This window comes from Pseudoxanthomonas wuyuanensis, from assembly GCF_900215535.1.
In the GTDB taxonomy this organism is placed as follows: Bacteria; Pseudomonadota; Gammaproteobacteria; order Xanthomonadales; family Xanthomonadaceae; genus Pseudoxanthomonas_A; species Pseudoxanthomonas_A wuyuanensis.
This window is the reverse complement of the sequence record NZ_OCND01000011.1, coordinates 61680-75430: the sequence shown is the minus strand read 5'-3', so window position 1 is coordinate 75430 and position 13751 is coordinate 61680. Positions and strand designations below refer to the sequence as shown.

Here is a 13751-nt window from a genome sequence, read left to right as displayed (position 1 = left end):
GCGGCATGCTGCCCTTCGCCGCGCTCCTACAACGAATACCGCTGACGGGTACGGCAGCGCGCCGCGCATCAGCGCATCAGCACGATCTCTTCGGCCGAAGTCGGATGGATGGCGATGGTGTCCTCCAGATCGCCACGGGTGATGCCGCGCCGGATCGCCACCGCGAATCCCTGCAGGATCTCGTCGGCGCCCTCGCCCAAAAGATGCAGGCCGACCACTTTTTCGCCATCGCCAACGCAAACCAGCTTGAACAGGCTGCGTTGCGGCGAATCGGCCAGCGCGTGCAGCATCGGCCGGAAGCGTGCGGTGTACGCCCGCACGGCATCGCCATGGCGCTCGCGCGCCTGCTGCTCGCTCAAGCCGACCTTGCCGATGGGCGGATGCGAGAACACCACGGTGGCGATGTCGCGGTAGTCCAGGCGGGCTTCGGGTTTGCCGCCGAATACGCGGTCCATCAACCGGCGCGCCGCCGCTATCGCCACCGGCGTCAGCGCTTCGTGCGCGGTGATATCGCCGATGGCGTAGATGCCGGCAACCGAGGCGTTCTGGTACTCGTCGACCTGCACATGGCCGGCTTCGTCCAGCCCGACTCCGAGCGTTTCCAGTCCCAGATCGCCGCTGTTGGGCTCCCGCCCGGTGGCCAGGATCGCGCTGTCGAAGCCGTCGCTGCCTACACCGGCATCGCTGCGCAGGCGCACGCTGCCATCGCCCAGCCGTTCCAGCGCGGACACCTCGTAGCCGAAGTGCAGATGGATGCCGTGCTGGCGCATGTTTTCGGCCAGTTCCTCGGCCAGCGCCTGATCGAAACTTTCCAGCAACCGCGGCCGGCGCACGAACAGCTCGACCTGGCTGCCCAGCGCCTGCAGCACGCCGGCCAGCTCCACTGCGATATAGCCGCCGCCGATGATGGCCACCCGGCCCGGCGCCTCGCACAGGTTGAAGAAATCGTCCGAGACCAGACCCAGTTCCGCGCCGGGAATGGCGGGCCGGCGCGGCCTGCCGCCGGTGGCGAGCAGCAGGTGCGGCGCTTGCAGCCGCATGCCGTCGCCGGTTTCCACCGTGCCCGCGGCGACGATGCGGCCGCGGGCCGGGATCCAGGTGATGCCGCTCTGGTCCAGCCGCTTGCGGTAGCTGGCGTGGATGCCGCTGATGTAGCGCTGCCGGTGCACGACAAACTCGCGCCAGTCCAGTCGCGGCGGCGGCACGGCAAAGCCGAGTTCGCCTGCCAACGCGATCCGCTGCGACAGCTCGGCCGCCAGCCACATCGCCTTCTTCGGCACGCAACCGACATTGACGCAGGTGCCGCCCAGTTCGTTGGGTTCCAGCAGCGCCACCTTGGCGCCATGGGCCGCCGCGCGGAAGGCGCCGGCCAGGCCGCCGGAACCGCCGCCGATGACGATCAGGTCGAAGTCGCTCATGCGAAACGCTCCATTCGGTAAGGCTCAGGATCGATGGCCGGCGCGCGCCCGCCTATCAGGTCGGCCATCAACTGGCCGCTGCCGGCGCTCATGCTGATGCCGAGCATGCCGTGGCCGGCCGCCAGCCACAGACGCTCGTACCCTGGCGCGCGGCCCAGCACCGGCAGATCGTCCCAGGTCATCGGACGCCAGCCGTACCAGCGTTCCTCGACATGGGCGCCGACCGGTTCGCACAGGTATTCGCGCGCGGCGCGTTCCAGCGCGGCCAGGCGGACTTCGTTCAGGCGGGTGTCTTGGCCAGCGAATTCCATCGTGCTGCCCAGCCGGAATCCGCTGTCCCACACGGTCACGCAGACCGAGCGGTCCTTCAGCACCAGCGGATGGCGCGGCACCTGCGCCGGCCGGGAATAAGTGATCGAATAGCCCTTGCCGGGCTGGATCGGCAGGTCCAGGCCCAATCGCCGCACGAACGCCGGCGACCACGCGCCCAACGCAACGACCGCATCGCGTCCGCGCCGCCGCCCCAGCGCGGTCGATACCGACACGCCGTCCGCCGCCGGCTGCAGGTCGGCGACTTCGCACTGCTCCTCGATGATGCCGCCGCGCTCGCGAACCGCGCGCGCCAGTTCGGCCGCATAGCGGTCCGGCCGCAGGCGCGCATCGCCGGGGAAACGGATCGCGCCGACCACGCCCTCGCGCAGCGCCGGATCCGCGCGCAGGTAGTCGTTGCCGCCGATGATTTCGCTGGCGATGCCGAACTCGGCCAGCGCATCGCATTCGGCGCTGTAACGCTCGAAGTTGCGCGTTTGCCGGAACACGTAGTCCAGGCCGCCGGTCCGGTACTCGCAATCCAGTGCGTAATCGCGCACCCAGGCGGCCAGCCGCGCGCTGGAGTCGTTGAGCAGCGCCGCACGCGCACGGGTGCTGCTCCGCCAGTCGCGCAGATTGCAGCGCGCGGCAAAACGGGCCAGCCAGCGCCACAGCGCCGGGTCGAAACGCGGCTTCAGGTACAGCGGCGCATCCGGGGTCAGCATCCAGCGCAGCGCCTGCGCCACCACCCCGGGCGCGGCCAGCGGCGGCGCATGGCTGGGGGTGATGGTGCCGCAGTTGCCATGCGAGGCGCCGCCGCCGATACGGCCACTGTCCAGCACGCGTACGCCGCGGCCCGATTCGAGCAGCGCCAGCGCCGTGCTCAACCCGATCGCGCCGGCACCGATGATCAGGACATCGTCGTGGGGAGAATTCACCGCGGTAGTGTAGAGCGTGTCATGCGCTTCGGAGCATGCGCGAAGGCCACGCAACGTTCCGGCGGTGAGACAAGCCAAGACGGTTCTGGCTGCCTCACCATGCCACCGTCTGGCGCATCAGGCCGACCGCGGCGCAGAAGCGCGCATCGGCTGCGGCTTCAGATAGGTCAGCGTGCGCCACAGCCACTCCGCCGGCCCGAAGCGGAAATGGCGCAACCACCAGCGGCTCCACAGCACCTGCAGCGCGAACAGCGCCAGCGCGAACGGCACCTGCCAGGCCCGCGGCAGTCGTTCGAAATAGCCCAGGCCGTAGCCGTAGAAGATCAGCGTGCAGATCAGCGACTGGCCCAGATAGTTGGTCAGCGCCATGCGGCCGGCCGGAGCCAGCCACTGCAGCGGCTGCGCAAGCGTGGGCGACTGCAGCCCGCGGACCAGCCAGCCGGCATAGCCCAGGCACATCAGCGCGCTACCCAGCATGCCCAGCGAAAAAGCGGTCGAGAACCTCAGATCGATGTCGGTCTGGTCCAGCGTCGGCTGCAGCAGGAACGACACCAGCATCAACGCCGTACCCAGCGGCAATGTGATCCAGCGCAGGCCGGCGAACAGACGCGGAAACCGTGCCGGCGCGGCGATCGCGCCGCTCTTCACAAACCACGCCCCCAGCAGGAACATCGCAAACACCAGCGGCCCCAGCGTCATCAGGTTCATCAACGCCATGCCGAAGTCCTTGGCGCGCTGCACCGTGGCCTCGGCGAAGCTGCCGGCGCCGTACGCCTGCCGCTGCCCTTCGGTCATCGCCGCCAGCATCTGGTTCTGCCCGGCCAGCACCTGCTCCCATCGGGCGGCCAGTTCCGGCGTGGCCTGCATCAGCGATCCGACCGCGCCATACAGCATCGTCAGTCCCAGCGGAGCAAGAAAGGCCAGCACCGCCACCACCAGCAGCGTACGCCCGGACGCATCGCGGAACGCCAGCAGCAGGAACGACATCAGCGCGTAGGTCACCAGGATGTCGCCCGACCAGATCAGCAGCGCATGCGCCAGACCGATGGCCAGCAACACCAGCCCGCGCCGCCAGTAGATTCCGGCGAACGGCCGGCCCGCCGCGGCCGCGCGCTGCGACATCACCGCAAAGCCCATGCCGAACAGCAGCGAAAACAGAGTGAAGAACTTGCCCTGCACGAAGAAGTAGATCAGCCCGTCGGCGATCCGGTCGGCGCCGGTCAATCGCGGATTCAGGCCATCGATGGTGCCGTACAACGGCCCGACGAACCCCTCGATGTTCATCAGCAGGATGCCCAGCAGCGCAAAACCGCGCAGCGCATCCAGGGTGCCGATACGTTCTGCCGGCGCCACCGGCGCCAGATTCTGCAATGACGACATTCCGTTGCGGCTCCCTGGTTTTTTTGCGCGTTCGTGTCGGATTAGAGCATGGCGCCGCGGGCCAAAACGGCAACGGCCCGCCGGAGCGGGCCGTTGCAGCGGCGCTCAGCGGCCAGGATCAGTGCTGGTGGCCGCCATCGCCGTGCACGTGGCCGTGCTCGATCTCTTCCTGGCTGGCTTGGCGCACCTCGACGATCTCGACATCGAAATGCAGATCCTTGCCCGCCATCGGGTGGTTCAGATCGACGTCGACCACGCTCATGCCGACTTTCTGGATGGTCACTGCGCGCGGACCGAAATTGGTCTGCAGCACGACCTGCTGGCCCGGTACCAGCTTCTGGTTGCCGAAGTGCTTCTTCGGCACGCGCTGGCCAAGGCCGTCGCGACGCTCGCCATAGGCATCGGCCGCCGCCACGTCCACGCCGAAACTCTCGCCGGCTTCGCGGTCCTGCATCGCGGTTTCCAGGCCCGGAATGATGTTGCCGTGGCCGATCAGGATGGCCAGCGGCTCACGATCCTTGGAGCTTTCCAGCGGCTCCTGGCCGACCTCGGAGACGGTGTAGTGGAAACGGACGACGCTGTCTTTGGCGATTTTCATGCTGAACTCTGGAAGGGGCTGCCGGCGGCAGGCGGGGTGGCGGCTTGTCGGCCGCCGCGGAAAGCGGCGAAGATGCGCCGCATGAAGACCGCCCATTATCCCGGCTTGTCCGTCCGCACGCCACCTTCACCGCTCCGGCGCGCGCATCTGCCGCTGGCGGTACCGGCAGGCTGCCTGCTGGCGCTGGCGCTGCTGGCCGGCTGCGGCGGCGACAAAATCCGCCGCGCGCCTGCGCCGGCGACCGCACAGACATGGCCGCGCGTACAGCCGGCCGATCCGGCCGCGGCCAATGCGGTGCTGATGCGCGCCCTTGGCCTGGTCGGCACGCCCTACCGGTACGGCGGCAACACGCCGGAGTCGGGCTTCGACTGCAGCGGATTGGTGACCTACGTCTATCGCGACATGCTGGATCTGCGCCTGCCGCGCACCTCGCGCGAACTTTCCCAGGCGCAGGGGCCGCGCATCGATCCCAGGAAGCTGGCGGCCGGCGATCTGGTGTTCTTCGGCAGCCGCGGCAATGTCACCCACGTCGGCATCTATGTCGGCGAAGGCCGCTTCGTGCATGCGCCCAGTACGGGCGGAACCGTCCGCCTGGATCACCTGGACGGCCACTACTGGCGCGACCATTACTCCGGGGCGAAACGCGTTCTGCACTGACCAGCGGCCGGTTCTGGGCATTTCATCACGTTTATTTAACGAAAATATAACGATATATAAACCAAATCATGGCGATGTGACGGCACTATTGCCCCTTCGCTTATTGAACAGACCCCGCGTGACGACCGACGACCTGCCGCCAGGCCAGCCAGCCGCCGCTTTCCGCCCTTCGCGGGGTACCGTCCGTTTTCTTTTGCTGCTTGCGCTTTACGCCGCCAGCAGCTTGGCTTTTGCCCAGTCCGCGACCGCCGACAGCGACGCCGGTGCCGCTCCGGCGCTGGCCAGTGTTCCGCCGGTCGTGCTCGCCGCCGACAACGCTCCGGCCACGACCGCCAGCATCAAGAGCAAGGCGGCCGAGGCCGCCACCGCCACGCTGACCGCGCTGCTGCCGCGACTGGCTGCCAGCGATGCGATGCCGCTGATGGACCGTTCGGCGATGTTCGCCAACGACATCAGCCACCTGCTGGCCAGCTACGATCTGACCAAGGTCCAGACCGGCGGCGTGGTAACCCAGGAAGAAGGCGGCAAGGTGCAGGCCCTGCTCAAGCGCGCGCTGACCCTGCTGGGTACGCCGTATCGCTGGGGCGGCACATCGCCGGAAAGCGGGTTCGATTGCAGCGGCCTGGTCGGCTATGTGTTCAGCAATGCGCTGGGCATCGAACTGCCGCGCATCTCGCGCGACATGGCCGCCCAGTCCGACGCCGAACTGATCAAGAACCGCGAAGAACTCAAGCAGGGCGATCTGGTGTTCTTCGGCCTCAAGGGCCGGGTCAACCATGTCGGCATCTATGTCGGCGAAGGCCGCTTCCTGCATTCGCCCAGCAGGGGCAAGGACGTCCGCGTGGACAGCCTGACCAGCGGCTACTGGAGCAATCGCTTCATGCAGGCGCGCCGCGTCGCCCTCTGACGCGCCTGCCCACGGGCGGGCTCCGGTACGGACATAAGCCGCCTACGAGGCGGTTTTTTGCAGGACGGCGTCGTGGTAATGCGCCACGGTTTCTTCGATGCCCTTGCTCAGGTCCATCACCTTCAGCGCGTACTCGGCCAGCCGGCAGTCCTCCGGCGCCTGCGGCTGCCATGGCGGCACCGGCACCGGCTTGCCTTCGGTTTCGTCCAACGCAACGAAGACGATGACGCAATGCGTGCACAACCTGCTCTGCCCGCCCATCGGGTCGCGCGCACGCACGTCCACGGCAAAATGCATGCTGGTGGTGCCGGTATAGACCAGCTTGGCGGAAATCGTCACCAGGTCGCTGATGCGGATGGGGGCGACGAAACGGATGCCGCCGACCGCAACGGTGACGCTGTAATGCCCGCTCCAGCCGACCGCGGCGGCATAGCCGACCTGGTCGATCCACTTCATCACCACGCCACCGTGGACCTTGCCGCCAAAATTGACGTCGGTGGGTTCGGCCAGAAACCGAAAGGTCAGTTCGCGTTGTTCGCCGCTCACGGCAGGGCTCCTTGGGTGCGCCGCAACAGGGTACGCGAGGCCCGGCCGGCACGCTTGCGGACCGCCGCGGTTGCCGCCATGCTGCCACGGCCGTCTAGGGGCTGTTGCCGTTTCCCGAGCAGGCCGCGCCGCTCTTGCGCGTGTTCGCGGCAAGGAAGAGCGAGGGAGTGGACCTCCGTCCACGACCGAGCGATGACGCGGCCGCGGACGCGCGCAAGGGCGGCCCTGCGGGTTGGCCTGACGGCCAGTCAGACGCTGCGCCACGCAACACCCGCTGACGGCTTGCCAGACCCAACGCGACCGGCTCGGGAAACGGCAACAACCCCTAGGGAGGAATAGCAACATGATGCGTACCGTCCTGGCCGTACTGGCCGGCCTGATCACCGCATTCGCATTGATTTTCGGCCTGGAGATGCTGGGCATGGCGCTGTTTCCGCTGCCGCCTGGAACCACCCTGCAGAGCGAAGCGGATTTAGCCAGACTGGTGGCGATGTCCTCGACCGGCAAGAAGATCTGGGTGGTATGCGGCTGGGCCATCGCCAGCTTTGCCGGCGCCTGGGTCGCCGCCCGCATCAGTCGCCAGCGGCGGGTGATGGCCGCCGTCGCGGTAGCGGCCTTCATCGTCGCCGGCACCGTGATGAACGCCATGGCCATTCCGCATCCGCTATGGATGAATGCTTTGGGCGTGCTGCTGCCGATCCCGCTGGCGGTGCTGGCGGCCAGGCTGGCCGGGCACCGGAACACGCCGTGACCCCTCAACGTGTCATGTAGGAGCGACGTCAGTCGCGATGAAGCTTTCATGGGAAGGCTTCATCGCGACTGACGTCGCTCCTACAAGTGTTGTCATAACGATTAGCGCCAAAGGAGCTGCCCGCAATGCAAGCCACGTTGTTGACCAATCTGCTGTTGCCGCTGGCGCTGGGCATCATCATGTTCGGCCTGGGTCTTGGCCTGACGACCGAGGACTTCCGCCGGGTCGCACGCTATCCGCGCGCGGTGCTGACCGGACTGACGCTGCAGGTGCTGGTGCTGCCGTGGGCCGCATTCGGACTGGCGCTGGGCTTCGGCCTGACCCCGGAACTGGCGGTGGGCCTGATGCTGCTGGCCGCCTCGCCCGGCGGCGCAACCGCCAACATCTACAGCCATCTGGCGCGCGGCGACGTGGCGCTGAACATCACCCTGACCGCGATCAACAGCCTGCTGTGCCTGCTGACGCTGCCGGTGATCCTGAACCTGGCGCTGGAATATTTCCTTGGCGCCGGCCAGTACGTACCGCCGCCGACGAAAAAGGTCATCGAGGTCGCGGTGATCATCGTGCTGCCGGTGCTGCTGGGCATGGTGGTCCGCGCCAAGGCGCCCGCTTTTGCCGCGCGCGCGGAAAAGCCGCTACGGCTGCTGTCGGTACTGGTGTTGGCGCTGCTGGTGGCCGCCGCGGTGGCGCAGGAATGGAACACGCTGCTGACCTATTTCGCCGTGGTCGGCCTGGCCTGCCTGTTGTTCAATCTGATCAGCATGGGAGTGGGCTACGCCGCACCGCTGGCGCTGAAACTTCCAAAGCGGCAGGCGATAGCGATCGCGATGGAGATCGGCATCCACAACGGCACGCTGGCGATCTTCATCGCGTTGAACGTGCTGCAGAACGCGACGATGTCGGTCCCGGCGGCGGTCTACAGTCTGCTGATGTTCGTCACCGCGGCGGTGTTCGCCTGGCGCGTCTCACGCAATCAGGCGGCCCCCCAACCGGCCTGATCGCGCTCTGCGCCCTGCCGGGCGCCGCTGGGATGCCCGCAATCGCAGGCGCGGTTTCAGGGAATCCCGGTGAGGCGCTCGCCGTTGGCGCCCATCACATAGGCCATGCTGACCGAATACGGCGCCGTTTCGGCAAACCCGAACTTGGCGTAGAGATGTTTCGCGTCACCGTCGGCCACCAGGGTCACGTAGGCCGATTCCGGTGCATTGGCCTGCAACCAGGCGTCCAGCGCAGCCAGGATGCGCTTGCCCAATCCGTGCCCCTGCAACGCCGGCCGTACCGCAATATCCACGATGGTGAAAACGATGCCGTTGTCGCCGACGATCCGGCCCATTCCGACAACCTCATCGCCTTGCAGCAGGCTGACGCCGTACAAGGTGTTGGCCAGCCCCCGATGCGCGGCCGCAAGCGTCTTCGGCGACAACCCGGCTTCCACGCGCATGCGGCAGTACGTCTCCGCGTCGGGAAAGCGTTCGATCAGTCGGATGCCGTCGGTAGTCATGCTTCCTCGCGTACCCCGCCTTCGATGCCGACATTGCTCGAGGCCCGCTCGTAGATCCCGCGGTCGAGCAGGCCGGTTTCCTTGGCCACCAGCACCGGTACCAGCATCTGTCCGGTCACATTGGTCATCGTGCGCATCATGTCCAGCACGCGATCGATGGCGACCAGATAGCCGATGCCCTCCAGCGGCAGTCCGGCCGCGCTCAACACCAGCGTGACCATGACGATGGCCGTGCCGGGTACGCCGGCGGTACCGAAACTGCCCAGCACCGATGCCAGCAGGATGATGAAGTACTGGTCGACCGACAGGTCCAGTCCGAAATACTGGGCCACGAACACCGAAGTCAGCGCCGGATAGATCGCGCCGCAACCGTCCATCTTGATGCTGGCGCCCAGCGGCACCGCAAACGCGGCGTAGTCCTTGTCCACGCCCAGGTTGTGGGTAACGCTGCGGATCGCCACCGGCATCGAGGCGAAACTGGACGAGCTGACGAACGCCACCTGCATGCCAGGCGCCGCGCCGCGGAAGAATTTCAGCGGGTTCAGGCCGTGCGCCAGCAGCAGGCCGCCATAGGACAACACGATGTGCGCCGCACACGCCAGGTACAGCGCCAGCACGAACGAACCCAGCGGCAACAGCTTCTCGAAACCATAGGCGCCGATCAGCCCGGCAATCAGGCCGAAGGTGCCCAGCGGCGTCATTTCCAGCACGAAACGGGTGACCTGGATCATCGTCTCGCTGGCCTCGCCGGCCAGCTTGCGCAGCGCGGCGCTGCGTTCGCCCAGCTTGACCAGCGCAAAACCGACCAGCCCGGCGAAAAAGATCACCTGCAGGATCCTGCCCTCGGTCAGCGCCCGGAACGGATTGGCCGGCACCACATCCAGCAGCACCTGCACCGACGTCGGCACTTCGCGCACGCTGTAGCCGGCGGCCACCGTCAACCCGCTCAGGCCCTTGCCCGGTTGCAGCAGCCAGCCCATCGACAAACCCACCACCACCGCCAGCGCTGCGGTCGCGGCGAACCACAGGAAAGTGCGGCCGCCCAGCGCCGCCACCGACTTCTGTCCGTGCAGGCTGGCAACCGCGTTGATCACCGCAAAGAACACCAGCGGCACCGCGATCATCTTGATCAACGTGACATACAGCGTGCCCAGCGGCCCGAACCAGGTTTCCGCGGCAGGCCCGAACGCCCAGCCCGCCAGCGCGCCCAGCACGAAACCGGCGACCACGCGCTGCCAGAACGGAATCTTCAACCAGGCCGACACCAGCTTCATCCATCACACCCGCAAGACGACAGCCCTGCACGATAGCCCAGTCGGCCGGCCTCCGCGACGGCACCGCTGGAATACCAATGTGTCATCAACAGGACACTGTGCGGCCGGCATAATGGCGCGTTGCTCTCCCACGGAATCCGTATGCGTCGATTCACCGCTGCCCTGCCCTTGCTCGGCATGACCGCCCTGACCCTGTTTTCCGGCTGCGCCAGCGTTCGACAGGCAGCCTCCGGGGATTCCCCGCCCTCCTATCGCATCGACGTTGCGCCGGTGGCGCACCCGCAAGGGGAAACCCCGGCCTGGTGGTATCGCAATGGCGCGGCCCGCGCCGCCGCCAACGGGGCGATGGGCGGAAAAGCCAAGAACGTCATCCTGTTCCTGGGCGATGGCATGAGCCTGACCACGGTGGCGGCCGCGCGCATCCTCGATGGCCAGCGCAAGGGCCAGCCGGGCGAGGAAAACCTGCTGTCGTGGGAGCGCTTCCCGCATACCGCCTTCAGCAAGACCTACAACACCGACTCGCAAACACCGGACTCGGCCGGCACGATGACCGCCATCGCCAGCGGCGTGAAAACGCATATGGGCGCAATCGGCGTGTCGTCGGGAAGCCGCGACGATTGCGCCGACAGCCTGGCCAAGCCGCTGCTGAACTGGCTGCAGCTGGCCGACAGCGCCGGCCTGGCCACCGGCATCGTCAGTACCGCGCGCATGACCCACGCCACTCCGGCGGCGATGTACGCATATTCGCCTGACCGCAACTGGGAAAACGACACCGACCTGCCGCCGGAAGCGGTGGCGCAGGGCTGCACCGACATCGCCCAGCAATTGCTGACCGCCAGCCGCTTCGGCCGCGGTCCGGATGTGTTCCTGGGCGGTGGCCGCGGCGAATTCACCAGCGTCGAACAGCGCGACCCCGAATACGACGACAAGGTCGGCCAGCGCCTGGATGGCCGCGACCTGACCGCCGAATGGCTCGGCGCCAATCCGCAGGGCGCCTATGTCTGGAACAGCGAACAACTGCGCGCGCACAAGGATGCGCCCAGGCTGCTGGGCCTGTTCGAACCGGATCACATGCAGTTCGAGCACGAACGCCCGCAGGACCCGGCCGGCGAACCTTCGCTGGCCGAACTGACCCGCGTGGCCATCGAAAACCTGTCGCGCAATGCGGACGGCTATGTGTTGATGGTCGAAGCCGCCCGCATCGATCATGCCAACCATTACGGCAACGCCTATCGCGCACTGGACGAGACCATCGCGATGTCCGAAGCCGTGCAGGCCGCCATCGACGCCACCTCGCGCGAGGACACCCTGATCATCGTCACCGCCGATCATTCGCATACGCTCAACTTTGTCGGCTATCCGGTGCGCGGCAATCCCATCCTCGGCAAGGTGCGCGGCCAGGGCAGCGAAGACGATACGCCGGGCGACTACGCGCGCGACCAGGCCGGCTTGACCTACACCACGCTCAGCTACGCCAACGGCCCGGGCTATACCGGCGCCAGCAACCAGCAGCCGGCCGGACCGAAGCGCCATCTGCACGCGCCCAGCAGCGTCGAATCGTCCGACGGCCGTCCGGATCTGAGCCATGTCGACACCGAGCACCCGGACTACCTGCAGGAAGCGCTGGTGCCGCTGAAATCCGAATCGCATGGCGGCGACGATGTCGGCATCTGGGCCATCGGCCCGGGCAGCGCCGCGGTGCGCGGCACCGTCGAGCAGAACGTCATCTACCACTTCATCGTGCAGGCCACGCCGAAACTGCGGCAGCGCCTGTGCGCGGCCGGCACCTGCAACGCCGACGGCGTACCGGTGGAGTTGCCAAAGCCGGCGGATTTCCAGAGCAGGTAATCCGCCCTCTCTGCTGCAGGAGTGGTGCCGGTGCGCCGGCACCGCTCCTACAGGAAAAGCGACGGACTCAGAACGGCTTGGCCAGCACCGCGCCCCGCGAAGACAACGGCGCCGCGTTCGAGAACGCGTCGCAACGCGCCAGGATCCTCTCGCGCGAAAGCGACGGACTCAGAACGGCTTGGCCAGCACCGCGCCCCGCGAAGACAGCGGCGCCGTGATCGAGAACGCGTCGCAACGCGCCAGGATCCTCTCGCGCGAAAAGCGACGGACTCAGAACGGCTTTGCGAGCACCGCGCCCCGCGAAGACAACGGCGCCGCGTTCGAGAACGCGTCGCAACGCGCCAAGATCCTCTCGCGCGAAAGCGACGGACTCAGAACGGCTTTGCGAGCACCAGCCACACCACCGCAATCAGCAGCACCACCGGCGCTTCGTTGAACAACCGCAGCTTGAACGAGGAAGGCAGCGGCTTGCCCTTCTCCGCGCCCTTCAGCCAGCGTCCGGCGATGATGAAGTGCGCCAGCAGCAACGCCACCAGCGCCAGCTTGGCGTGCAACCAGCCGGTACCGGGCCCGACCATGGTCTGGAAGTCGGGAATCACCCGGTAGCCCAGCCACAGCACCAGGCCCAGGATGACCGCAAGGCCGAACATGTTGTGGCCGAAGCGGTACAGCTTGCGCCCCATCAGCTGCAGGCGCGCCTGCACCTCGGCCTGGCCCTGGGTTTCGGCCAGATTGACCAGGATGCGCGGCAGATAGAACACCGTTGCCATCCAGGCGATGACGAACACCAGGTGAAAGACTTTGACCCATGTATACATGCGGCTGGCTCCGATTGGCTGCCGCATAGGATAACGTGCGCGCTGGCGTAAGCTCTGCGGATTCACTCGACAGGTTCGCCGGCTTCCATGAGCAAGCAATACGATCAGGCCTATTTCCAGCATTGGTACCGCCGCAGCGATATCGGCGGCCCGCAGCGGCTGGCGCGCAAGGTCGCCCTGGCGGTGGCCTGCGCCGAGTACTACCTGGAACGACCCATCCGCAGCGCGCTGGACATCGGTTGCGGCGAAGGCGCCTGGCGCGCGCCGCTGCTGAAGCTGCGGCCAAAACTGCAGTACCTGGGCTTCGACGGCAGCGAGTACGCCGTTGCCCGCCATGGCCGGCGCCGCAACCTGCATCTGGCGCAGTTCGGCGATTTCGAATTCCTGCGCCCGTGCGCACCGGTGGACCTGCTGATTTGCGCCGATGTGCTGCACTACGTCCCCACCCGCGAATTCAATCGCGGCCTGCCGGGATTGGCAGAACTGTGCGGCGGCGTGGCGTTCCTGGAAACCTTCACTCGCGACGACGAGTTCGAAGGCGACCATCAGGGTTTCCAGGCACGTCCGGCGCGCTGGTATCGCCGCCGATTCGGCGAAGTCGGCTTGCGCCCGGCAGGTTCGCACTGCTGGCTGGCGCCGGCGCTGGCGGCGGAAGCGGCCGCGCTGGAATCGGCATGAGCGCCCGGCCGGCCGCGGCGCTCAAGCCGCAGCCGGCTATTGCCGATGGATCCGGCAACTGAACAGGCGATACCGGCTGCCGCCGGTTTGCGGTATGCTGCATCGCAGCACTTTGCACCAAATTCGGG

14 protein-coding genes are annotated in these 13751 nt (G+C 67.0%); 6 read left to right on the top strand and 8 right to left on the bottom strand.

The annotated features are described in order from the left end of the window. Positions 1 to 68: 68 nt before the first annotated feature. The 4 genes from gorA to CRO39_RS17935 form a co-directional block, all read right to left on the bottom strand. Positions 69 to 1418 (bottom strand): glutathione-disulfide reductase, encoded by a 1350-nt coding sequence (gene gorA, locus CRO39_RS17950; protein WP_097123342.1) that lies wholly within the window; start codon positions 1416 to 1418, stop codon positions 69 to 71. Continuing rightward, positions 1415 to 2665 (bottom strand): NAD(P)/FAD-dependent oxidoreductase, encoded by a 1251-nt coding sequence (locus tag CRO39_RS17945; RefSeq protein WP_097123341.1) that lies wholly within the window; start codon positions 2663 to 2665, stop codon positions 1415 to 1417. The genes gorA and CRO39_RS17945 overlap by 4 nt, the downstream gene beginning before the upstream one ends. A gap of 117 nt (positions 2666 to 2782) precedes the next feature. Further along, on the bottom strand, positions 2783 to 4045 hold the full coding sequence (locus CRO39_RS17940; RefSeq protein ID WP_097123340.1) for a DUF418 domain-containing protein: 1263 nt from the start codon (positions 4043 to 4045) through the stop codon (positions 2783 to 2785). A 118-nt stretch (positions 4046 to 4163) separates the two neighbouring features. Further along, complete coding sequence (locus CRO39_RS17935; RefSeq protein ID WP_097123339.1) at positions 4164 to 4643, bottom strand: FKBP-type peptidyl-prolyl cis-trans isomerase; 480 nt, start codon at positions 4641 to 4643, stop codon at positions 4164 to 4166. Between the two features lie 72 nt (positions 4644 to 4715). Between CRO39_RS17935 and CRO39_RS17930 the strand changes: the two genes are divergently transcribed. Together CRO39_RS17930 and CRO39_RS21240 are read left to right on the top strand one after the other, a co-directional pair. After that, positions 4716 to 5300 (top strand): C40 family peptidase, encoded by a 585-nt coding sequence (locus tag CRO39_RS17930; protein ID WP_176520229.1) that lies wholly within the window; start codon positions 4716 to 4718, stop codon positions 5298 to 5300. Between the two features lie 118 nt (positions 5301 to 5418). After that, complete coding sequence (locus tag CRO39_RS21240) at positions 5419 to 6207, top strand: C40 family peptidase (RefSeq protein ID WP_425479735.1); 789 nt, start codon at positions 5419 to 5421, stop codon at positions 6205 to 6207. Between the two features lie 42 nt (positions 6208 to 6249). On the opposite strand, the gene CRO39_RS17920 is transcribed toward CRO39_RS21240, so the two are convergent. Next, positions 6250 to 6753 carry an acyl-CoA thioesterase gene (locus CRO39_RS17920; protein WP_097123337.1) on the bottom strand — a complete coding sequence of 168 codons (504 nt, stop codon included), beginning with the start codon at positions 6751 to 6753 and terminating at the stop codon, positions 6250 to 6252. Positions 6754 to 7096: 343 nt separating this feature from the next. Here CRO39_RS17920 and CRO39_RS17915 point away from each other — a divergent pair, with 343 nt between their 5' ends. Continuing rightward, complete coding sequence (locus CRO39_RS17915; RefSeq protein WP_097123336.1) at positions 7097 to 7504, top strand: hypothetical protein; 408 nt, start codon at positions 7097 to 7099, stop codon at positions 7502 to 7504. Positions 7505 to 7629: 125 nt separating this feature from the next. After that, positions 7630 to 8502: a bile acid:sodium symporter family protein gene (locus tag CRO39_RS17910; protein ID WP_097123335.1), complete on the top strand. Its 873-nt coding sequence runs from the start codon at positions 7630 to 7632 to the stop codon at positions 8500 to 8502. 56 nt (positions 8503 to 8558) lie between these two features. Here the strand turns inward: CRO39_RS17910 and CRO39_RS17905 are convergent, their stop codons facing one another. Both CRO39_RS17905 and CRO39_RS17900 read right to left on the bottom strand, forming a co-directional pair. Then, entirely contained in the window at positions 8559 to 9005 is a 447-nt protein-coding gene (locus CRO39_RS17905) for a GNAT family N-acetyltransferase (RefSeq protein ID WP_097123334.1), read from the bottom strand. Next, positions 9002 to 10279 carry a dicarboxylate/amino acid:cation symporter gene (locus tag CRO39_RS17900; protein ID WP_097123333.1) on the bottom strand — a complete coding sequence of 426 codons (1278 nt, stop codon included), beginning with the start codon at positions 10277 to 10279 and terminating at the stop codon, positions 9002 to 9004. The genes CRO39_RS17905 and CRO39_RS17900 overlap by 4 nt, the downstream gene beginning before the upstream one ends. A 141-nt stretch (positions 10280 to 10420) precedes the next feature. On the opposite strand from CRO39_RS17900, the gene CRO39_RS17895 reads away from it, so the two are divergent. Further along, positions 10421 to 12127, top strand: a complete 1707-nt coding sequence (locus CRO39_RS17895; RefSeq protein ID WP_097123332.1) for an alkaline phosphatase family protein — start codon at positions 10421 to 10423, stop codon at positions 12125 to 12127. A 371-nt stretch (positions 12128 to 12498) separates the two neighbouring features. Here the strand turns inward: CRO39_RS17895 and CRO39_RS17890 are convergent, their stop codons facing one another. Next, positions 12499 to 12945 (bottom strand): CopD family protein, encoded by a 447-nt coding sequence (locus tag CRO39_RS17890; protein ID WP_097123401.1) that lies wholly within the window; start codon positions 12943 to 12945, stop codon positions 12499 to 12501. A gap of 87 nt (positions 12946 to 13032) precedes the next feature. Here CRO39_RS17890 and CRO39_RS17885 point away from each other — a divergent pair, with 87 nt between their 5' ends. Beyond that, positions 13033 to 13623: a class I SAM-dependent DNA methyltransferase gene (locus CRO39_RS17885; protein ID WP_097123331.1), complete on the top strand. Its 591-nt coding sequence runs from the start codon at positions 13033 to 13035 to the stop codon at positions 13621 to 13623. Positions 13624 to 13751: the final 128 nt, after the last annotated feature.